Below are 18,743 nucleotides of genomic sequence, written 5' to 3'. Positions count from 1 at the left end.
CAATTTATCCGGTCACCATGACCGCGTCAGCCTCGACCAGTGCGCCGCGCGGCAGCGCGGCCACCCCCACCGCGGCACGTGCCGGGTAGGGCTGGCTGAAATAGCCTGCCATGATTTCGTTGACCTTGGGGAAGTGGCCGAGGTCGGTCAGGAATACGTTCAGCTTCACCACATCCGCCAGCGAGCCGCCCGCCGCCGCGGCCACGGCAGCCAGATTCATGAACACCTGATGAATCTGCGGCTCGATGCCGTCCGCCAACTGCATGGAGGCGGGGGAGAGGCCGATCTGGCCGGACAGGTACACGGTATGGCCGACCCGTACGGCCTGCGAATAGGTGCCGATCGCGGCAGGTGCGTCGGCGGTCTGGATGATGCTTTTGTTCATGCTGGGTTTCCTGGTGCCAGTGGTTGAGATGGGCTTATTGAGGAGGGGCGGCACGACCGTCCTTTTTCCCCTTGATGCGGAAAATCCGCACCACGTCGGGCAACGCGCGCAGGCCGCGCATGACGCGTGCAAGGTGCATGCGATTTTCCACCTGCACGGTGAAGAACAGCACGGTGTAGGGACTACCGTCTTCCTCTTCCATCGAGACGTTGCCGATGTTGGAACCGTGCTCGGCGATCGCGGCCGCGACCTTGGCCAGCACGCCGCGCTGGTTGCCGACGACGACCTTGATCGAGACGTCGAACATGTGCCCCGGTTCGGCTTCCCATTCCACATCCAGCCATTTGTCGGGGTCGGTGCGGAAAGCGCGGATCGAAGGGCAGTCGTGGGTATGGATGATGAGTCCGCGATCCTTGTGGATGAAGCCGAGAATCGGGTCGCCGGGAATCGGATGGCAGCATTGCGCCAGTTCGACCGCGATGCCTTCGGTGCCGCGGATGCTGATGGCGTGGGGGTGCGCCGGCTCGCCGGTTTTCTCGCCCTGCACGTGCAATAGCTGATGCGCCACCACCAGCGGTAGCTTGCGACCCAAACCGATTCCCGCCAGCAATTCCTGCCGGGTTTGCAGGCCATAGTCTTTTACCAGCCGTTCCCATACGGCGAAGTCGGGTACGGCCGCTTCGGGATTGAGTGCGGCGAGCGCATTGTTGAGCAGACGTTCGCCCAGTGCCGCCGCCTCTTCTATCCGCGTATTGCGCAGGTAATTGCGGACGTGCGAACGCGCCTTGCCGGTGACAACGAAATTCAGCCAGGCGGCATTGGGGCTGGCGTTGGCAGCGGTGAGAATTTCGACGTGGTCGCCGTTTCGAAGCTGGGTGCGCAGGGGCATCAGTTCGTAATTGATCTTCACCGCCACGCAGTGGCGGCCGACGTCGGTGTGCACGGCAAACGCAAAATCCACCGCCGTGGCGCCGCGCGGCAATGCCATGATCCTGCCCTTGGGAGTGAATACGTAGACCTCATCCGGGAACAGGTCGACCTTGATGTGCTCCAGGAATTCGGGCGAGTCGCCGTGGTCCGCCTGGATATCGAGCAGCGATTGCAGCCAGCGGTGGGTGCGTGTCTGCACGTCGTTCAGTGCGGTATCGGCGGATTTGTACATCCAGTGAGAAGCGACGCCCGACTCGGCCAGGCGGTTCATGTCGGACGTGCGGATCTGGATTTCGATCGGGGTGCCGTTGGGGCCGAACAGAATGGAATGCAGCGACTGGTAGCCGTTGGCCTTGGGTATCGCGATGTAATCCTTGAACTTGCCGGGGATGGGTTTGTACAGCGCGTGCAGTGCGCCGAGCGCAAGGTAGCAGGAGGGCTGGTCGCGTACCACCACGCGAAAGCCGTAGATGTCGAACACTTCGGAGAACGCCAGGTTTTTTTCCTGCATCTTGCGATAGATGCTGTAGAGGTGTTTCTCGCGCCCGCTGATGGCGGCCTCGACCTTGCATTGTTCGAGTTTTTCCTGCAGCGCAATCTTGACCTTGTCGACCAGTTCGCGGCGGTTGCCGCGTGCCGCCTTGACTGCTTTCGACAGTACCTGATAGCGGTTGGGATGACTGTAGCGGAAACCGAGATCTTCCAGTTCCTGGTATACCGAATGCAAGCCCAGGCGGTTGGCGATCGGCGCGTAAATATCCAGCGTTTCGGCGGCGATACGGCGGCGTTTTTCGGCCGGCATCGCACCCATGGTATGCATGTTGTGCAGGCGGTCGGCCAGTTTGACCAGAATGACCCGCACGTCCTGCGCCATCGCCAGCAGCATTTTGCGGAAATTCTCCGCCTGCGCCTGCTGCTCGGATGCAAACGCCAGTTTGTCGAGCTTGGAGACGCCTTCCACCAGCAGCGCGACCGCCTTGCCGAAGCGCGTCTCGATTTCGCTCGCGGTGGCCGGGGTGTCTTCCACCACGTCATGCAGCAGCGCGGCGGCCAGGGTCTGCGCGTCGAGATGCCAGCCAGCCAGGATGCCGGCAACCGCCAGCGGGTGGGAGATATAGGGCTCGCCGCTTTTGCGGAACTGGCCTTCGTGGGCGTTACGGCTGAATTCGTAGGCTTGTTCGATGGTGCCGATTTCGTCCGGCGGCAGATAAACCAGGGCCGGACGCAGCGATTCAAATTCGCGCATCATCGCCGGCGCACGGTTTGCGTGCGCCAGTTGATGAGTGAGCGGATGCTCAGGCGCGGCCCCGGTTGAGGATTTCACGTCCGACTTTGCCGGCCGCAATCTCGCGCAGCGCGGTGACGATGGGTTTGTCCTTCGATTCGACCATGGACTGCGAACCCTGCGCCAGCTGGCGTGCGCGATAGGTCACGGCGAGCGTCAGTTCGAAACGGTTGGGAAACATGTCGATGCAGTCATCAACGGTGATGCGGGCCATAGGGATACTCCTGCTTCAGGCGGTGCGGGTTCAGATACGTCCGAATTCGTCGAACAGCATAGCGTACCGGTCCAGCTGGCGCGCCGCTTCGAGACGAATGCTGCGGGTAATGGCGACCAGGTCCTGCAAGGCGTGGTCGAAATCATCGTTGACAATTATATAGTCGAACGTGCCGGCATGAGCGACGTCATGCGCCGCGGCGGCGAGCCGGCGCTCGATCACCTCCGCGCTGTCCTGCCCGCGCCCGTTGAGGCGGGTGCGTAGCGCGTTGAACGACGGCGGCAGAATGAAAATCGACGCGGATTGCGGGAAATGCGTCTTTACCTGGGCTGCGCCCTGCCAGTCGATTTCCAGCAGAATGTCGTGGCCGGCGTCGAGATCGCGGGCGATGACGCCTTTCGAGGTGCCATAAAAATTGCCGTACACCTCGGCGTGCTCGAGAAACTCACCCTCGGCCAGCATCGCCTCGAAGCGCTCGCGGCTGACGAAATGGTAGTCGCGGCCGTCGGTCTCTCCAGGCCGCGGGACGCGCGTGGTGTAGGACACCGACAGGCGGATCGCCGGGTCGGCTTTCAGCAGCGCCTTGACCAGGCTGGTCTTGCCCGCGCCGGAGGGGGCGCTGACGATATAAAGCACACCGTTGCTGGAGGGGGGGGTCATGATCGTTCCGGATGTCCTGTCATTTCAAAAAAGCCTGTCCGCGAAGGCGCTTCCTGATGGTTTTCGTCGCGTCCTTCGCGGATAAATGTCATTCGATATTCTGCACCTGTTCGCGCATCTGTTCGATCAGCACCTTGAGCTCGAGCGAGACGCGCGAAGTCTCCACTGCCACCGACTTGGAGCCCAGGGTGTTGGCTTCGCGGTGCAGTTCCTGCATCAGAAAATCCAGCCGTTTGCCGATGGCGCCGGCCTGATCGAGCACGCGGCGGACCTCGGAAAAATGGGTGGCGAGGCGGGAAAGCTCTTCGTCGACATCGGCTTTTTGCGCCGCCAGCGCGACTTCCTGCGCCAGCCGTTCGTGCCCCGTTTCGCCCAGCGCATCGCGCAGGCGTTCCGCCAGCTTGTCGCGCTGCGCCGCGGCCAGCGCCGGCAGCAGGGGCTGCAAGCCGGCCACCTGCGCTTCGGCGGCGTCGAGCCGGTCGAGAATGTGCCGTTTCAGCTTGCCGCCTTCGCGCTGGCGGCTCTCGATCAGTTCGTCCAGCGCCGCCTGCATGCCTTCCAGGGTGGCTTCGTTCAGTGCGTCTTGCGACAGCGTGGCGGTTTGCACCGCGCCGGGCCAGCGCAGGATCTCGTTGACGGAGAGGGGCGCGCTGTTCGGCAGACGCTGCAGCACGTCGGCCTGCCAATGCGAAAGACGCTCAAGAATGGCTGGATTCAGGCCGTTATCTAGCGTAGCAGCAGGCAACAGGTTCAGGCTGACGCGGCACTCCACCTTGCCGCGCGCGAGACGACGATTGATCAGGTCGCGCAGTTGCGGCTCCAGCGAGCGGAACTCATCGGCCAGGCGGAAGTGCAGTTCGAGAAAGCGTTGATTGACGCTGCGTAGATCGATGCCGACGCTGGCATGGTCGAGGGTGAGGCTGTGGGCGGCAAACCCGGTCATGCTGGCGGTCATGGATGGCCTGACGTGTGGGTTATGGAACGATTACCGGCGCGGAGCCGGGATGGATTTTTGTGGCATGGCCGGTTAACAGGCAAAGATAATAGACGTTCGACTATGGCGACTCAACCCAATCAAGCGCTGCCCAATGGTTACCGGCTGAACGAATACACCATCGTGCGCAAGATCGGCGGCGGCGGCTTCAGCATGGTGTACCTGGCGCGCGACGACGCCAACCAGTCGGTGGCGATCAAGGAATACCTGCCGGGCGCGCTGGTGCTGCGTACCGAAGGTTCAGTCATCGTGCAGGCCAATTCGTCCGAAAACAGCAACATCTTCCGCCACGGCATGAAGTGTTTTTTCGAGGAGGGCCGGGCGCTGGCACGCATCGATCATCCCAACGTCATCCGCGTGACCAACTTTTTCCGCGCCAACGAAACCGTCTACATGGTGATGCGCTTCGAGCGCGGCAAAACGCTGCAGCAGCACATCCAGGCCAATCGCGGCAGCATCCGCGAAAGCTTCATCCGGCGCGTGTTCGCCCAATTGCTGAACGGCCTGCGCGAGGTGCACACGCACAAGCTGCTGCATCTCGACATCAAGCCGTCCAATCTGTATGTCCGCCTCGACGGCTCGCCGGTACTGATCGATTTCGGTGCGGCACGGCAGACGCTGACCCAGGAAGAAAGCAAGCTGCAGCCGATGTATACGCCCGGTTTCGCTGCGCCCGAGCAGTATCACAACCGCGAACGGCTGGGGCCGTGGACCGACGTCTACAGCGTGGGCGCCAGCCTGTATGCCTGCCTGGCGGGCTATCCGCCACAGGCGGCGGACGCGCGCCTGCTGAACGACAAGCTGGTGCCGGCGACGACGAACTGGCGCGGCGCCTATTCCGACCAGTTGCTGGAAACCATCGATCATTGCCTCAGGCTCAACTACATGGAACGCCCGCAAAGCGTATTCAGCCTGCAGAAAGTACTGATGGACCGCAGCGCGATGGCGCCGCCGCGTACTTCTTTTCTGGCCAGCCTGAAGCGTTCGCTGAGCAAGGAATTGTTCTAGGGGCCTGTCGGACTTATGATGAACCGCCTGCAAATCCGCCTGGGCGGTCCATATTTCGCCGCTTTCCCGATCAATAGGATGACTGTTGACCGGCAAAATCGGCAAAATCCGTTCTCACCCGGCCGAATTTTCGCTTCGATCCCATAAGTCCGACTGACTCCTAGACTGCGCACCATGAAATTCACCATCTACCAGGCATCCCGTCAGGGCGGGCGCAAAAACAACCAGGACCGGGTTGCCTACTCCTACAGCCGCGATGCGCTGCTGATGGTGGTGGCCGACGGCATGGGCGGCCACATGCATGGCGAGATCGCGGCGCAGATTGCAGTGCAGACGCTGACCGAACAGTTCCAGAAAATGGCCAGGCCGCGCCTGGCCGACCCGATGGCTTTCCTGGCCGAGGTGACCACGCGCGCGCATTTCGCCATCAACGATTACGCAGTCGAACAGGATCTGCTGGAAATCCCCCATACCACCTGCGTTGCTGCCGTGGTGCAGGACAACACCGCGTACTGGGCGCATGTGGGCGATTCGCGGCTGTACCTGTTCAGCGACGGCAGTCTGATCGCGCGCACCGAAGACCACACTGCCGTCGCCCAGCTGGTGCGCGACGGCATCATCAGCGAGGAAGAGGCGGGTAACCATCCGGAGCGCAACAAGGTGTCCAACTGCCTGGGCGGCTATGTCGCGCCGCAGGTGGAGTGCAATGCGCCGGTCCCGCTGCACGACGCCGACAGCATGCTGCTGTGCACCGACGGCATCTGGGGCATGATCAGCATCCCCGAAGTGTCGGCCCTGCTGCATGCCTATACGCTCGAAGACGCGGTGCGTCACCTGATGGACCATGCCGAATTCCGTGGCGGCGCGCACGGCGACAATCTCAGCCTGATCGCCATGACCTGGGGCGAGGCGCGCATGCCGAGCAAGGATTCGATCTCCACCCTGGCGCTGCCGGATGGCGGCGTCACCACGCAGATCAACGCGCTACGCCCCGTGCCCGGCACGCCGGCGGTGTCGGATGACGAGATCGAGCGCGCCATTGCCGAAATCCAGCAGGCCATCCAGAAAATTTCCGCCAAATAGGCGGCGCACGCTCCGGGTGGGCGCGGGCACGCGCGCCGCGGTAAAATTGCGCTTTTCGTCCCGATTGTCCGCCATGCCCCCGATTTCCCGCCCCAGCGGTCGTGCGCCCGATGCGCTGCGAGCCCTTTCCTTCACGCGCCGGTTCACCAAGCACGCCGAAGGCTCGGTGCTCGTCGCCATAGGCGACACCCGCGTCCTGTGCACTGCCAGCGTGCTCGACAAGCTGCCGCCGCATAAAAAAGGCAGCGGCGAGGGCTGGGTGACGGCCGAGTACGGCATGCTGCCGCGTTCCACCCACACCCGCAGCGACCGCGAAGCCGCGCGCGGCAAGCAGTCCGGACGCACCCAGGAAATCCAGCGGCTGATCGGGCGCAGCCTGCGCGCGGTGGTCGACCTGAAGAAGCTAGGCGAACGCACCCTGCATATCGACTGCGATGTATTGCAGGCCGACGGCGGTACCCGCTGCGCCAGCGTCTGTGGCGCCTATGTCGCGGTGGCCGATGCCATCGCCGGCTTGCTGCGCGACGGCAAGCTCGCCGAAACCCCGCTTACCGGCAGCATCGCCGCCGTCTCGGTCGGCGTCTATCAGGGCCAGCCGGTGCTCGATCTCGATTACGAGGAAGACTTCGACTGCGACACCGACATGAACGTGGTGATGACCGGCAGCGGCGGCATCGTCGAAGTGCAGGGTACCGCCGAAGGCACGCCGTTTTCGCGAGCCACCCTCGAGGCGCTGCTCGACCTCGCGACCGCCGGCATCGCCCAGATCAGCGCTTCGCAGCAGGCGGCGTTACAAGCGGATTGATCCGCGAATACCCGAAGGGCATAAAGAACGCGAAGAATCGCGAAGAAGAACCTGGTTTTAACTTCGCGTTCCTTCGCGTTCCTTGGCAGATAAAAAACCCAAAGGAAGCCCATGGAAAAAATCGTCATCGCCTCAGGCAACGCCGGCAAGCTGCGCGAGATCGCGCGCATTCTCGAGCCGCTCGACATTTCCGCCGCGCCACAGTCCGATTTCGGCGTCCCCGAATGCCCCGAGCCGCACGTCACCTTCGTCGAGAACTGCCTCGCCAAGGCGCGCCATGCCAGCGCGCACACCGGCCTGCCTGCGCTGGCCGACGACTCCGGCATCTGCGTCGAGGCGCTCAACGGCGCGCCGGGCGTGTATTCCGCACGCTACGCCGGCGAGCCGAAATCCGATGCGCGCAACAATGAAAAGCTCGTCGCCGCCCTCGCGGGCCAGTCCAACCGCCGCGCGCACTATTATTGCGTGATGGTGCTGGTGCGCTACGCTGACGACCCCGAGCCGCTGATCGCCGAGGGCCGCTGGTTCGGAGAAATCATCGACACGCCGCGCGGCGAGAACGGCTTCGGCTACGACCCTTATTTTCTCGTCCCCCAGTTTGGAAAAACCGGCGCCGAGCTCGGCGAGGACGAGAAGAACGCCATGTCGCATCGCGGCCAGGCCTTGCGCGAACTGGCCGACAAGCTGAAGCGGCTTGGCTGAATCCGTCATCCGGTTTGCCGGCAGCGGCCTGAGGGTCCAGCCGCCGCTGTCGCTCTACATTCATTTGCCATGGTGCGTGAAAAAATGCCCGTATTGCGACTTCAATTCGCACGCGGCGCAAGGCATTCCAGAAACCGCATACATCGACGCGCTGCTGCTTGACCTGGAGCGTGCGCTGCCCGATGTCTGGGGACGCAAAATCCACACGGTGTTCTTCGGCGGCGGCACCCCCAGTCTGTTTTCAGCTGAGGGAATCGACCGCATCCTGACCGCCGTGCGCACGCTGATGCCGCTGCTGCCGAACGCGGAAATCACCCTCGAAGCCAATCCCGGCACGGTGGAAGCGGCTCGGTTCGCTGGGTTTCGCGAGGCCGGCGTGACCCGGGTCTCGCTCGGCATCCAGAGTTTCAATCCGCGCCATCTGCAGGCGCTGGGGCGCATTCACGACGGCGATGACGCCCGCCGCGCCGCCGAGCTGGCCGCCATCCATTTCGACACTTTCAATCTCGATCTGATGTTCGCCCTGCCGGGGCAAACGCTGGCCGAGGCCCGGGCCGATCTCGACATCGCGCTCGCCTTCCGCCCGCCGCATCTGTCGGCCTACCACCTCACACTTGAACCCAACACGCCGTTCGGCCATACGCCGCCGCCGAACCTGCCGGACGACGACCTCGCCGCCGACATGCAGCTGGCGATCGAGGCCAGGCTGAATGAGGCCGGCATGGTGCATTACGAAACCTCGGCCTATGCGCGGCCGCATCACGCCAGCCGCCACAATCTTAATTACTGGCAGTTCGGCGACTACCTCGGCATCGGCGCCGGTGCGCATTCCAAGCTGAGTTTTCACGACCGCATCGTGCGCCAGATGCGCACCAGGCATCCGCAGCAGTACATGGACGCGGTCCGGCAGGACCGCCACATTACCGACGTCCGTTCGCTCACGCGCAGCGACCTGCCATTCGAGTTCATGATGAACGCCCTGCGGCTCAATGATGGCGTCCCGGCTGCGCTGTTTGAAGCGCGCACCGGCTTGCCGCTGTTCATTTGCGCGCCTGCGCTCGAACAGGCGCAAGCGCGGGGCTTGATGGAGACCGCTGCGAGCCACCTCAAACCGACCTTGCAGGGCCAGCGTTTCCTGAACGACCTGCTGGAATTGTTTCTGACCGGGTAGCGGGCGGACAACGGCTGCGCGGCAACACCTTCCTGCGCTGCTCCGGGTTCCGCTGGCGTCGTGTGGACGACCGATAGATCAGCGCTGGCTGTTCCTTTCTCCGGCGTCCAGTTCCTCCGCTCCAGGCACACGGAAGATGCCTTGCAGTTTGAGCAACTCGTCGCGGTGCTGGCCTGCGAGTGCATTCAGCACATCGTTTCCCCTGGCGGTCAAGTGCACCTCCACCGCGCGCCGGTCGTTACGCCCCACCTGGCGCTGTACCAGCCCAAGTTTTTCGCACCGCGAGATCAGCGAAACCACACCATGGTGATGGGCCTGCAGACGCTCCGCCAATTCGCCGACGGTAGCCCACTCGCGATCCGGAAATCCGCGTATGTGCAGCAGCAGCTGGTACTGAAGATGGGTGACGCCATGCCGGCGCGTCGCTTCCTCGCTGAAACGCAGGAAGCGCCGGAGCTGATGACGGAAATGGGAGAGCGTCTCGAAGTCGCTTTTGCTGAGGGGAAGGGGGGACATTGGATTTGATTGTGTCTTAAGTGGATTTTTGTTGGCTTTTATATCATGTTGTGATACAAATAAATCGTGATGGTTGCGCGGCATTGTCGCCACTTTCGTTGCGGCGCCGATCGGGAATCCCGTCATGCATGTCCAGAGGCCGCATTCGAAAAGAGGAGATTCACATGAGTATCCTGCCTGTTCACAAATTATTCGTTTCGTCACCCGAAGGATGGAATGCGTTCGCGCGCATACAGCCCTCCGCCATCAAGCTGTTCGTCCTGCTGGTGGTGCCATTTTCGCTGATCCCGCCATTGATGCTGGAGTATGCCGGTCAGCATCTGGGCGCCGCCCTGTTTCCCGATACCACGGGCCAGGCGTGGAGCATCGCCGCGCTCTTCTTCCTGATCGCCGAGCTGGCCAGCGTTCCGTTCATGGCTTGGGCGATCAAGTCGGTGGCCAACAGCAAGGGGATCGACAGTAATTATCACGATGCCTTCATGCTCGCCGCAGTCGCGCCGGTGCCGCTCTGGCTCTCGTCGCTGGTGCTTTTCTCCGATCAGATCATCTTGATCATGGCGATGGTCGCCCTGGGCGTGGTGGGTTCGGTCGTGCTGATTTTCCGCGGGGCGGGCAGCATTCTCAAGATCGGAGAAGAGCTGGTCGCTTTCGACATCGCCTATACGGTTACGGCGCTCGGTCTTGTCGTGTGGGTGATGCTGGTCATGCTGGGACTCGTCCCTGCGCTTGCCTGAGATTCTGAAATCACCCGTTTTCTGGCCTGCCTGGCTTATTGGCCGGGTATTTCCAAGGAGGTTGAACGATGGAAGCAGCAGCAACACTGAACTTGCCGAATCTGGATGAAGAAGGTTACCTGGTCGAGCCCGGCGAATGGAGCGAAGCCCTCGCTGAATATTTCGCGCAAAAAGAGAATGTCAAGCTCACGGACGCGCATTGGGACGTCATCCGCTTCATGCGCGAATTCTACGAAGAGAACCAGATCGCCCCCGATGCCCGTTATGTGATCAAGCACCTGTCGCAGCGCATGGGGGCCGATGCGCGCAATGCGCTTTTCAGGTTGTTCGCTTACGGCTATGTCCAGCAGGCGTGCAAAATCGCGGGAATGAAGCGTCCGCGCGCCTGGAGTACCGGCTGACGGGTTCGCCGGGACGGCTCGTGCAATCGAGACGCGACGCAGCGGCTGCCCAGGCGCCCGCGCGCCGCTCTCAAAACCGCTCGCCGGGGTACAGATAGCGCCACTGGCCGGGCGGCAGTCGCGCCAACGGTACGCGACCGAGGCGGATACGTTTCATCGACACCACACGCAGTCCAACGGTTTCGCACAGGTGCGCGATTTGCCCGATTTGGGCGCCCTTCAACGCCACCCGCAAGCGGTTCTCGTTTTGCCAGCTGACCTTGATGGCAGGCGGGGTGCGGCCATTGAGCGTGGTTGTTGGCATTTTAGCGTCTTTGCAACCACGACCTGCCCCTTGCGGGTGGAAGGGGATGCCCTGATTCAGTCGCTTGAGCCCGTGCGGGATGAGTTCACCCGCGACTTCGACGATGACTTCGTGTTCCAGCGTGGCGGCATCCTCGGTCAGTTTGCGCGCCACGCGCCAGTCCTGGGTGAAGACGACCAGTCCGCTGGCGGCAGTTTCCAGCGGCACACATAAGCTCAGCCCGGCGAAATGCTTTTTCAGCGGGCGGATGCCGGAGGCGTCTTCGGCCCACCAGGCGGCGGCAGTGAGCAGTTGATGCGCGTGCGATGCCGGCGCGGCTTCATCGTCCGTGCCGTCGACTGGGTGCCGATAGCCGGGCGGTTTGTGCAGCAGCAGGGTGACGGCCTGGGTTTGGGTGAAGTCGGCCTGCGGGTCGATTTCGATGCGCTGATCGGCCACCCGGAATTGCGGCTCTTCGATCACGACGCCGTCCACCCGCACCCAGCCACCGGCGATGATTTGTTCGGCTTCGCGGCGCGAGCAGGCGCGAAGCTCGGCGACGCGTTTGGCAAGGCGGATGGGATCGGTCATGGCGGGGCGGTGAGTGAAGAGCCTGCAAGTTTACCGCTGTGCCTGCGAACCAAACCGCAAACCGCAAACCGCAGGCGCACATGGCCGCTGTTCGTGCGCGGTTGTTATTGCATGCGCGAGCGCGGTATGCTTTTGGGTCGATCAACCCATCCCTCGATCCGGAGACGCCCATGAAAACCGCGCTTGCCCTGTCATTATTGTTTTTCACCTCATCCGCTCTCGCCGCCGTGGTCGGCAAGGATGTCAGCTACAAGGCGGGCGATACCGTCATGAAAGGCTATCTGGCGTTTGACGATGCCAATAAAGGCAGGCGCGCCGGCGTGCTGGTGGTGCCGGAGTGGTGGGGCGCCAACGATTACGCCAGGAAGCGCGCACGCATGCTGGCAGCAGAGGGCTACGTCGCACTGGTGGTCGACATGTACGGCAACGGGCAGATTGCCGACAACCCGCAGGAGGCAGGCGCGCTTGCCGGCAGCGTGAACAAGAATCCGCCGCTGGCGCTGGCCCGGTTTCAGGCGGCCGAGAAATTCCTCGACAAGCAGCCCAATGTGAAGAAGGGCGAACTGGCCGCGCTCGGTTACTGCTTTGGCGGCGGCGTGGTGCTCAACATGGCGCGTGCGGGCGAGCCGCTGAAGGCGGTGGTCAGCTACCACGGCGTGCTGGCGACCGACGTGGCAGTCAAGCCGGGCGACATCAAGGCCAAGCTCCGTATCTTCCACGGCGAGGCCGATCCGATCGTACCGCCCGAGCAGGTCGAGGCGTTCAAGACCGAAATGGACAACGCCAAGGCGGATTACATGCTGGTGACCTATCCTGGCGTGAAGCATACTTTCACCAACCGCGAGGCCGACAGTTACGCCGCGCAATTCGGGCTGCCGCTCAAATACGACAACGCGGCCGACAAAGATTCGTGGACGCGGACGCTGGAGTTCCTGAAGGCGACGCTGAAATAAGATGAGCGACGCCTGCGATCACGACAGCCACGCCCCGCACAGCAGCGGCAGCCTCGGCATTCCGCAAGTCGGCGCATTCGATCCGGCCGCGTTCGAGCGCGCGGTGAACGACATGCTCGTCGCCTGCGGGGTCGAGCCGGATTCGGTGCACACCGGACGCACCGCGCAACGTGTGCGCGAGCTGTGGCAGAAGCGGCTGCTCGGCGGCTACGCGATGATTCCCGCCGAGGCGCTGGGCGAAGGCTTTGCCGACGATCGCAACGACATGGTGGTGGTGCGCGGCATCGCGGTGCACGGCGTGTGCCCGCATCACCTGGTGCCGTTCCGTGGCGTCGCGCACGTGGCCTACATTCCCGGTGGCCGGCTGCACGGCTTCGGGCGCATCGCGCGCCTGGTCGATGCCATCGGCCATCGCTTCACCTATCAGGAATGGATGACGCGCGATATCGCCGAGGCGCTGGTGACGCACGGCCAGGCGCAGGGTGCGGCGTGCATCATCGAAGCGGAACAGTTGTGTCTGCTGCTCGGTGAGGACCGGCGCGGCGACGAGCGCGTCGTCACCCAGGCCTTCACCGGCTGCTTCCAGACCAGCGACCAGATGCGCAACGAATTTCTACGCGCGGTGACGCAGCGGGAGCTGCGTTGATCCGCAACGCAGCCGGCTTGCGATAGGACGGATCCACATGGCCCGCCATGCCGACAAACCTGCCACGCGGATACTGCCCCCCGCACCCTACGCCGCTGCCCTGCTCGGCGGCTGGTGGCTGGACCGCCAGGTGCATGCGCTGCCGCTCGGCGGGGGCGCGGTGACGCACGCGCTCGGCTGGCTGCTGGCCGGCATCGGGCTGGCCCTGTTTATCTGGACACTGTGGACATTCCAGCGCCATCGCACCACGGTCAATCCCTATCGGGGCGCGTCCGAACTCTGCATGGACGGGCCGTTCCGCTTCAGTCGCAATCCGATCTACGTCGGCGACTGGTTCATCTTCGCCGGGGTGGCGCTGCTGCTGGAAACCGGGTGGCCGCTGGCGTTCGCGCCGTTGATCTGGGCGATGCTGCGCTATGGCGTGATCCGCCACGAGGAAGCGCATCTGCAGGCGAAATTCGGCGACGAGTACAGCGCCTATAAAGCCCGGGTGCGGCGCTGGCTATGAGGACACATGCGGCCTGGCTGGCGGTCGGCATGCTGGGGCTCGTCATAGGCTGTGCCGGGCCGCAGCAGAATCCCTATTACGACCCGGCCAAACCGCACCATACGCCTGCCGGCTTCCGCAACCCGGGTTCCGGCGCGCAGCAGGCCGGAGGGTTCTGGCGCTGGCAGTGGGAGCGTCGCCTGGCGGGGCTGCCGAAGCCCCCCGGCCCCGCACACCGAGACTGGCGCGTGCCGCCCGATCTGGCGCTACTGACCGCAGCCGCCGGCAACCCGAGTGTGACCTGGATCGGTCACGCCACGTTGCTGGTGCGGCTGGGCGGGCTCAACGTACTGACCGATCCGCACTTTTCCGAGCGCGCTTCACCGGTGGGCTTCGCCGGGCCGAAGCGCTACCAACCGCCTGGGGTGGCGCTGGAAGATCTGCCGGAGATCCATGCCGTGGTGATTTCGCACAGCCACTATGACCACCTCGATGTCGATAGCGTGCAGCAGTTGCATGCGCGCAGCGGCGGCACGCTGCGATTCTTCGTGCCGCTGGGTTTGAAGCCCTGGTTTGCCGGGCTTGGTATCGACAACGTGACCGAGCTCGATTGGTGGGAACACGCCAAGCTGGGCGGGGTACGCTTCACGCTCACCCCGGCGCAGCACTGGAGCGCGCGCGGCCTGTTCGACCGCAACCGCACGCTGTGGGGCGGCTGGGCGATCCAGGCATCCGATTTCAGTTTCTTCTTTGCCGGCGATACGGGTTATTCGTCAGATTTCGTTCAGATCCGCCGCCGACTCGGGCCTTTCGACCTCGCCGCGATTCCCATCGGCGCCTATGAGCCGCGCTGGTTTATGCGGATACAGCACGTCGATCCGACCGAAGCGCTGCGCATCCACCAGGACCTGGGCGCCCGTCAGTCGCTGGGCGTGCACTGGGGTACCTTCGAAATGTCCGACGAGGCGCTTGACGTGCCGCCGCACGAACTGGCGGCGGCACGTCGCGAGGCAGGCATCGACGCGGAAGAATTCGTCGTGCTGCGGGTGGGCGAAACCCGGCTGATCAGCAACTAGCCGGCGCTGGCAGGCCAAACAGCTCGCGTGCGTTGCGCGTGGTGGCCTGCGCCACCATGCCGACGTCGATGCCACGCAGCTCGGCCAGGATCTGCGCGATACGCGGCAATTCCCCCGGCGCGTTGCGGCCGCGGCCGATCCATACCGGCGGAATGTCCGGGCTGTCGGTCTCCAGCACGATGGCATCGAGCGGCAGGTCGACCGCCAGCCGCCGCAGATTGTTGGCGCGCGGCCAGGTGAAGGCGCCGCCAAAGCCGAGCTTGAATCCCAGCTTGATGAATGCGTCAGCCTGTTGCGGACTGCCGTTGAAGGCGTGGGCGATGCCACCGCGCACGCGGATCCTGCGCAAGTGCTTGAGCAATTCGTCGTTCGCCTTGCGGCAGTGCAGCAGCACCGGCAGATCGTGGTCGCGCGCGATCTTCAGCTGCTCGACGTAGAAAAACTCCTGGCTGGCGTAGTCGAGTCCTTTGACAAACAGGTCGAGTCCGATTTCGCCGATCGCCACCGGCCGCTGCGCCTCGATTTGCGCGCGCAGCTCGGCCAGATGCTCCGGACGGTGCACGTGGATGTACATCGGGTGCAGCCCCCAGGCCGGCAGGCAGCCCGGATAACGCGCGCAGGTGGCGGCGACCGCGGCGAAATTGTCGCGGTTGATGGCGGGGACGATCTGGATGGCCACTCCGGCGGCAACGGCGCGCGCGTACTCGGCATCGCGGTCGGCATTGAACTCGATGGCGTCGAGGTGGCAGTGGGTGTCGATAAAAAACGGCGTCCTTGAAGACGCCGTTTCGCTTGCCAATGACATCGGCGATCAGTCGTTGCTGGCGAAGCCCAGCAGATGCAGCAGGCTGGTGAACAGGTTGAAGATCGACACGAACAGGGTGACGGTGGCCATGATGTAGTTGGTCTCGCCGCCGTGGATGATGTTGCTGGTCTCATACAGGATGAGGCCGGACATCAGCAGCACGAACATCGCGGAGACCGCCAGCGACAGGCCGGGCATCTCGAAGAAGATGGCGCCCAGTCCCGCGAGGAAGGCGACCAGGATGCCGACCATGAGGAAGCCGCCCATGAAGCTGAAGTCCTTGCGTGTGGTCATCACGTAGGCCGACAGGCCGAGGAAGATCGCGGCGGTGCCACCCATCGCCATCATCACCACCTGAGTGCCGTTGGGGAGCGCAAGGTAGGCGTTGAGAATCGGGCCGAGCGTGTAGCCCATGAAACCGGTCAGCGCGAACACGAAAGCGATGCCGAGGCCGCTATCGCGGAACTTGGTGGTAAGGAACAAGAGGCCGAAGTAGCCGACCAGCGTGATGATCATGCCGGGATGCGGCAGGTTGAGCGCCATCGATGCGCCGGCGGTGAGCGCGGCAAACGCCAGCGTCATCGACAGCAGCATGTAGGTGTTGCGGACGACCTTGTTGGTCGACATGGCCGCAGACTGGCTGCGGCCTAGGGTGGTGACTTGTGGGTTCATTCAGGTTCCTCCGTGAATTGTGGATTGCATAACCAGGGTGCCCATACAGAGTCGGTTCGACGGGCACAGGTTCCCGAAGCCGTCCGGGATTTGGGGGTGAGCATACCGTGATGCGCGTCCGCTTGCTACCCGCGCCCTTGCGGGCGCTGGGGTTTTCGGTGGGCATGCCCGCGTCATTCGCCCGATTTCGTATTGCGCATCAGCAGATTCATCAGTTCGCCCGGCATCGGGAAGACGATGGTATTGCTCCGGTCGCCGGCGATGTTGGACAAGGTCTGCAGATAGCGCAGCTGCATCGCCTGTGGCCGGCCGGCGAGGATGTCGGCGGCGGCAAGCAGTTTTTCCGAGGCCTGCAGCTCGCCCTCGGCGTGGATCACCTTGGCGCGCCGCTCGCGCTCGGCCTCGGCCTGCTTGGCTATCGCGCGCACCATCGATTCGTCGATGTCGACGTGCTTGATCTCGACGTTGGAAACCTTGATGCCCCAGGCGTCGGTCTGCGCGTCCAGCAACTGCTGCAGATCCTGGTTGAGGCGCTCGCGCTCGGCCAGCATCTCGTCGAGCTCGTGCTTGCCCAGCACAGCGCGCAGCGTCGTCTGCGCCAGCTGGCTGGTGGCATTGAGGAAATCCTCCACCTGCAGGATGGCCTTGGCCGGGTCGATGACGCGGAAATAGACCACCGCGTTGACCTTGACCGAGACGTTGTCGCGCGAGATCACGTCCTGGCTGGGCACGTCGAACACCATGGTGCGCAGGTCGACGCGCACCATCTGCTGGATACCGGGAATGATGATCACCAGCCCCGGGCCCTTCACCTTCCAGAAGCGGCCGAGCAGGAATACCACGCCGCGTTCGTATTCGCGCAGGATGCGCAGGCTGGATGCCAGCAGCACGACGATGAACAGCACAACGGTCAAACCGCCGAATTCGAACATGATTATTCTCCTTGCCAGGGTTCCACATCGAGTACCAGGTCATGCCGGGCGTGCACCCGGACCAGGGTGCCGCGCGGGATCGGCACGCGGCTGCGTACGCGCCAGAGTTCGCCGTGCACACGCGCCCAGCCTTCGCGTTCGATGTCTTCCAGGACTTCGCCGCGGGCGCCGAGCATCTCTTCGGCACCGGTCACCACGGGCCGGCGGCGTGCGCGCAGCGCCATGCTGGCGATGAAAAAGCTGAACAGGGCGCTGGCGACGGCGACCGGGACGATCAAGGCCCAGGGCAGGCCGTAGCCGGGCAGGTCGGTGTCGATCAGCATCACCGATCCAATGACGAAGGCGATGAGTCCGCCCAGGCCGAGCGCGCCGAAGCTGGGCACGAAAGCTTCCGACGTCATCAGGACGATACCCAGCAGCATCAGCGCCAGCCCGGCGTAACTGATCGGCAAGACCTGCAGCGCAAACAGCGCCAGCAGCAGGCAGATGCCGCCGACCACGCCGGGAAACAGCATGCCCGGATTGGCAAACTCGTAGATGAGGCCATAAATGCCCAGCAGCATCAGGATGTAGGCGATGCCGGGATCGCCGATTACCGCCAGCAGGCGGCTGCGCCAGTCGGGCTGGACACGTTCGACGACGGCATTCGCGGTGTCGAGCGTGAGCGTCTGGCCGTTCATCCTGATGGCGCGGCCGTGGAGCTGCTTCAGCAGATCGCCGAGGTCGGCCGCCACCACGTCGATCACCTTCAATTCCAGCGCTTCGGTCGCCGGCAGGCTCACCGCCTCGCGCACCGCGCGCTCGGCCCAGTCCACGTTGCGCCCGCGCAGTTCGGCCAGCCCGCGGATGTAGGCTGCGGCGTCATGCACCGCCTTGCGCATCCTGGGGTCGCCCGGCGCGGTGTCGGCCGGCTTGGTCGCCCCAGGCTGACTCGATCCGGGCTTGTCCGGCGCGGCCGGCTTGTCGCTGCTGCCGGGAGCGAGTTCGACCGGCGTCGCTGCCCCCAGATTGGTGGCCGGCGCCATCGCCGCGATGTGGCTGGCGTACAGGATGTAGGTGCCGGCACTGGCGGCGCGCGCGCCCTGCGGCGAGACATAGGTGGCGACCGGCACCGGCGAGGCGAGGATGGCCTTGATGATGTCGCGCATCGAGGTGTCGAGCCCGCCCGGCGTGTCCATTTCGATCACGATCAGATGCGCCTTGTCCTCGGCGGCCTTGGCCATGCCGCGCAGCAGGTAATCGGCGCTGGCCGGGCTGATCGCGCCCTGCACCGTCAGTACTCGCACGATCGCCGCGCTGGCCGGGGCGGCCAGCATCAGCATCAGGCAGGCAAACAGGGCGAGGCGGGATAGGAAGCGAAGCAGGTCGGCCATGCTTCACTTTAGACCCTAAAACCTGTCCTGCCCGGGG

General features: G+C 63.9%; 22 protein-coding genes. 11 read left to right on the top strand and 11 right to left on the bottom strand.

Annotated elements, in window-relative coordinates:
- Nucleotides 1–4: 4 nt before the first annotated feature.
- The 5 genes from B059_RS0108695 to B059_RS0108675 form a co-directional block, all read right to left on the bottom strand.
- Nucleotides 5–385, bottom strand: a complete 381-nt coding sequence (locus tag B059_RS0108695) for a Rid family detoxifying hydrolase (protein WP_018077860.1) — start codon at nucleotides 383–385, stop codon at nucleotides 5–7.
- A gap of 34 nt (nucleotides 386–419) precedes the next feature.
- On the bottom strand, nucleotides 420–2,564 hold the full coding sequence (locus tag B059_RS0108690; protein WP_157273655.1) for a RelA/SpoT family protein: 2,145 nt from the start codon (nucleotides 2,562–2,564) through the stop codon (nucleotides 420–422).
- A 46-nt stretch (nucleotides 2,565–2,610) separates the two neighbouring features.
- Nucleotides 2,611–2,814 carry a DNA-directed RNA polymerase subunit omega gene (rpoZ, locus tag B059_RS0108685; RefSeq protein ID WP_018077858.1) on the bottom strand — a complete coding sequence of 68 codons (204 nt, stop codon included), beginning with the start codon at nucleotides 2,812–2,814 and terminating at the stop codon, nucleotides 2,611–2,613.
- A 30-nt stretch (nucleotides 2,815–2,844) separates the two neighbouring features.
- On the bottom strand, nucleotides 2,845–3,474 hold the full coding sequence (gene gmk / locus B059_RS0108680) for a guanylate kinase (RefSeq protein WP_018077857.1): 630 nt from the start codon (nucleotides 3,472–3,474) through the stop codon (nucleotides 2,845–2,847).
- A gap of 88 nt (nucleotides 3,475–3,562) precedes the next feature.
- Complete coding sequence (locus tag B059_RS0108675; protein WP_018077856.1) at nucleotides 3,563–4,429, bottom strand: YicC/YloC family endoribonuclease; 867 nt, start codon at nucleotides 4,427–4,429, stop codon at nucleotides 3,563–3,565.
- A 102-nt stretch (nucleotides 4,430–4,531) separates the two neighbouring features.
- Here B059_RS0108675 and B059_RS0108670 point away from each other — a divergent pair, with 102 nt between their 5' ends.
- The 5 genes from B059_RS0108670 to hemW all read left to right on the top strand — a co-directional run bounded on the left by B059_RS0108670 (nucleotide 4,532) and on the right by hemW (nucleotide 9,237).
- Entirely contained in the window at nucleotides 4,532–5,476 is a 945-nt protein-coding gene (locus B059_RS0108670; protein WP_018077855.1) for a serine/threonine protein kinase, read from the top strand.
- Between the two features lie 174 nt (nucleotides 5,477–5,650).
- A complete protein-coding gene (locus tag B059_RS0108665) occupies nucleotides 5,651–6,559 on the top strand; it encodes a PP2C family protein-serine/threonine phosphatase (protein ID WP_018077854.1) in 909 nt (302 codons plus the stop codon).
- A gap of 73 nt (nucleotides 6,560–6,632) precedes the next feature.
- Nucleotides 6,633–7,364, top strand: a complete 732-nt coding sequence (gene rph, locus B059_RS0108660; protein ID WP_018077853.1) for a ribonuclease PH — start codon at nucleotides 6,633–6,635, stop codon at nucleotides 7,362–7,364.
- A gap of 111 nt (nucleotides 7,365–7,475) precedes the next feature.
- Nucleotides 7,476–8,066, top strand: a complete 591-nt coding sequence (gene rdgB, locus B059_RS0108655; RefSeq protein WP_018077852.1) for an RdgB/HAM1 family non-canonical purine NTP pyrophosphatase — start codon at nucleotides 7,476–7,478, stop codon at nucleotides 8,064–8,066.
- Nucleotides 8,059–9,237 carry a radical SAM family heme chaperone HemW gene (gene hemW, locus B059_RS0108650; protein ID WP_018077851.1) on the top strand — a complete coding sequence of 393 codons (1,179 nt, stop codon included), beginning with the start codon at nucleotides 8,059–8,061 and terminating at the stop codon, nucleotides 9,235–9,237. The genes rdgB and hemW overlap by 8 nt, the downstream gene beginning before the upstream one ends.
- Nucleotides 9,238–9,315: 78 nt before the next feature.
- On the opposite strand, the gene B059_RS0108645 is transcribed toward hemW, so the two are convergent.
- Nucleotides 9,316–9,879 carry a MarR family winged helix-turn-helix transcriptional regulator gene (locus B059_RS0108645; RefSeq protein WP_245538758.1) on the bottom strand — a complete coding sequence of 188 codons (564 nt, stop codon included), beginning with the start codon at nucleotides 9,877–9,879 and terminating at the stop codon, nucleotides 9,316–9,318.
- A gap of 38 nt (nucleotides 9,880–9,917) precedes the next feature.
- On the opposite strand from B059_RS0108645, the gene B059_RS0108640 reads away from it, so the two are divergent.
- Nucleotides 9,918–10,487 (top strand): YIP1 family protein, encoded by a 570-nt coding sequence (locus B059_RS0108640; protein ID WP_018077849.1) that lies wholly within the window; start codon nucleotides 9,918–9,920, stop codon nucleotides 10,485–10,487.
- 68 nt (nucleotides 10,488–10,555) lie between these two features.
- A complete protein-coding gene (locus B059_RS0108635; protein WP_018077848.1) occupies nucleotides 10,556–10,888 on the top strand; it encodes a TusE/DsrC/DsvC family sulfur relay protein in 333 nt (110 codons plus the stop codon).
- 70 nt (nucleotides 10,889–10,958) lie between these two features.
- Here B059_RS0108635 and B059_RS0108630 read toward each other — a convergent pair whose 3' ends face one another.
- Nucleotides 10,959–11,762 carry an rRNA pseudouridine synthase gene (locus B059_RS0108630; protein ID WP_018077847.1) on the bottom strand — a complete coding sequence of 268 codons (804 nt, stop codon included), beginning with the start codon at nucleotides 11,760–11,762 and terminating at the stop codon, nucleotides 10,959–10,961.
- A 170-nt stretch (nucleotides 11,763–11,932) separates the two neighbouring features.
- On the opposite strand from B059_RS0108630, the gene B059_RS0108625 reads away from it, so the two are divergent.
- Genes B059_RS0108625 through B059_RS0108610 form a run of 4 tightly spaced genes read left to right on the top strand, consistent with a single transcriptional unit; the run spans nucleotide 11,933 to nucleotide 14,924 of the window.
- Entirely contained in the window at nucleotides 11,933–12,715 is a 783-nt protein-coding gene (locus B059_RS0108625; protein WP_018077846.1) for a dienelactone hydrolase family protein, read from the top strand.
- A gap of 1 nt (nucleotide 12,716) precedes the next feature.
- Nucleotides 12,717–13,361 (top strand): GTP cyclohydrolase I FolE, encoded by a 645-nt coding sequence (gene folE, locus B059_RS0108620; RefSeq protein WP_018077845.1) that lies wholly within the window; start codon nucleotides 12,717–12,719, stop codon nucleotides 13,359–13,361.
- A gap of 37 nt (nucleotides 13,362–13,398) precedes the next feature.
- Nucleotides 13,399–13,869, top strand: coding sequence for a methyltransferase family protein (locus B059_RS0108615; RefSeq protein ID WP_018077844.1), 471 nt, complete (start codon nucleotides 13,399–13,401; stop codon nucleotides 13,867–13,869).
- On the top strand, nucleotides 13,866–14,924 hold the full coding sequence (locus B059_RS0108610; protein ID WP_018077843.1) for an MBL fold metallo-hydrolase: 1,059 nt from the start codon (nucleotides 13,866–13,868) through the stop codon (nucleotides 14,922–14,924). Before B059_RS0108615 ends, B059_RS0108610 begins: the two co-directional genes overlap by 4 nt.
- Here B059_RS0108610 and B059_RS0108605 read toward each other — a convergent pair.
- From B059_RS0108605 to B059_RS0108590, 4 genes are all read right to left on the bottom strand, one after another.
- Nucleotides 14,914–15,729 (bottom strand): TatD family hydrolase, encoded by an 816-nt coding sequence (locus B059_RS0108605; protein ID WP_018077842.1) that lies wholly within the window; start codon nucleotides 15,727–15,729, stop codon nucleotides 14,914–14,916. The genes B059_RS0108610 and B059_RS0108605 overlap by 11 nt on opposite strands.
- 6 nt (nucleotides 15,730–15,735) lie before the next feature.
- Entirely contained in the window at nucleotides 15,736–16,401 is a 666-nt protein-coding gene (locus tag B059_RS0108600) for a Bax inhibitor-1/YccA family protein (protein ID WP_018077841.1), read from the bottom strand.
- 173 nt (nucleotides 16,402–16,574) lie between these two features.
- Nucleotides 16,575–17,333, bottom strand: a complete 759-nt coding sequence (locus B059_RS18880) for a slipin family protein (protein ID WP_018077840.1) — start codon at nucleotides 17,331–17,333, stop codon at nucleotides 16,575–16,577.
- A 2-nt stretch (nucleotides 17,334–17,335) separates the two neighbouring features.
- Nucleotides 17,336–18,706 carry an NfeD family protein gene (locus tag B059_RS0108590; protein ID WP_018077839.1) on the bottom strand — a complete coding sequence of 457 codons (1,371 nt, stop codon included), beginning with the start codon at nucleotides 18,704–18,706 and terminating at the stop codon, nucleotides 17,336–17,338.
- Nucleotides 18,707–18,743 lie beyond the last annotated feature (37 nt).

This window comes from Thiobacillus denitrificans DSM 12475 (assembly GCF_000376425.1).
Lineage (GTDB): Bacteria > Pseudomonadota > Gammaproteobacteria > Burkholderiales > Thiobacillaceae > Thiobacillus > Thiobacillus denitrificans.
This window is presented reverse-complemented; position numbering and strand designations above follow the sequence as displayed.

Excerpts from the sequence above, each read along its gene's own strand:
- B059_RS0108695 (WP_018077860.1), bottom strand. The coding sequence starts at position 385 with ATGAACAAAAGCATCATCCAGACCGCCGACGCACCTGCCGCGATCGGC.
- B059_RS0108690 (WP_157273655.1), bottom strand. The coding sequence starts at position 2,564 with ATGATGCGCGAATTTGAATCGCTGCGTCCGGCCCTGGTTTATCTGCCG.
- rpoZ (WP_018077858.1), bottom strand. The coding sequence starts at position 2,814 with ATGGCCCGCATCACCGTTGATGACTGCATCGACATGTTTCCCAACCGT.
- gmk (WP_018077857.1), bottom strand. The coding sequence starts at position 3,474 with ATGACCCCCCCCTCCAGCAACGGTGTGCTTTATATCGTCAGCGCCCCC.
- B059_RS0108675 (WP_018077856.1), bottom strand. The coding sequence starts at position 4,429 with ATGACCGCCAGCATGACCGGGTTTGCCGCCCACAGCCTCACCCTCGAC.
- B059_RS0108670 (WP_018077855.1), top strand. The coding sequence starts at position 4,532 with ATGGCGACTCAACCCAATCAAGCGCTGCCCAATGGTTACCGGCTGAAC.
- B059_RS0108665 (WP_018077854.1), top strand. The coding sequence starts at position 5,651 with ATGAAATTCACCATCTACCAGGCATCCCGTCAGGGCGGGCGCAAAAAC.
- rph (WP_018077853.1), top strand. The coding sequence starts at position 6,633 with ATGCCCCCGATTTCCCGCCCCAGCGGTCGTGCGCCCGATGCGCTGCGA.
- rdgB (WP_018077852.1), top strand. The coding sequence starts at position 7,476 with ATGGAAAAAATCGTCATCGCCTCAGGCAACGCCGGCAAGCTGCGCGAG.
- B059_RS0108645 (WP_245538758.1), bottom strand. The coding sequence starts at position 9,879 with ATGACGGGATTCCCGATCGGCGCCGCAACGAAAGTGGCGACAATGCCG.
- B059_RS0108640 (WP_018077849.1), top strand. The coding sequence starts at position 9,918 with ATGAGTATCCTGCCTGTTCACAAATTATTCGTTTCGTCACCCGAAGGA.
- B059_RS0108635 (WP_018077848.1), top strand. The coding sequence starts at position 10,556 with ATGGAAGCAGCAGCAACACTGAACTTGCCGAATCTGGATGAAGAAGGT.
- B059_RS0108630 (WP_018077847.1), bottom strand. The coding sequence starts at position 11,762 with ATGACCGATCCCATCCGCCTTGCCAAACGCGTCGCCGAGCTTCGCGCC.
- B059_RS0108625 (WP_018077846.1), top strand. The coding sequence starts at position 11,933 with ATGAAAACCGCGCTTGCCCTGTCATTATTGTTTTTCACCTCATCCGCT.
- folE (WP_018077845.1), top strand. The coding sequence starts at position 12,717 with ATGAGCGACGCCTGCGATCACGACAGCCACGCCCCGCACAGCAGCGGC.
- B059_RS0108615 (WP_018077844.1), top strand. The coding sequence starts at position 13,399 with ATGGCCCGCCATGCCGACAAACCTGCCACGCGGATACTGCCCCCCGCA.
- B059_RS0108610 (WP_018077843.1), top strand. The coding sequence starts at position 13,866 with ATGAGGACACATGCGGCCTGGCTGGCGGTCGGCATGCTGGGGCTCGTC.
- B059_RS0108605 (WP_018077842.1), bottom strand. The coding sequence starts at position 15,729 with ATGTCATTGGCAAGCGAAACGGCGTCTTCAAGGACGCCGTTTTTTATC.
- B059_RS0108600 (WP_018077841.1), bottom strand. The coding sequence starts at position 16,401 with ATGAACCCACAAGTCACCACCCTAGGCCGCAGCCAGTCTGCGGCCATG.
- B059_RS18880 (WP_018077840.1), bottom strand. The coding sequence starts at position 17,333 with ATGTTCGAATTCGGCGGTTTGACCGTTGTGCTGTTCATCGTCGTGCTG.
- B059_RS0108590 (WP_018077839.1), bottom strand. The coding sequence starts at position 18,706 with ATGGCCGACCTGCTTCGCTTCCTATCCCGCCTCGCCCTGTTTGCCTGC.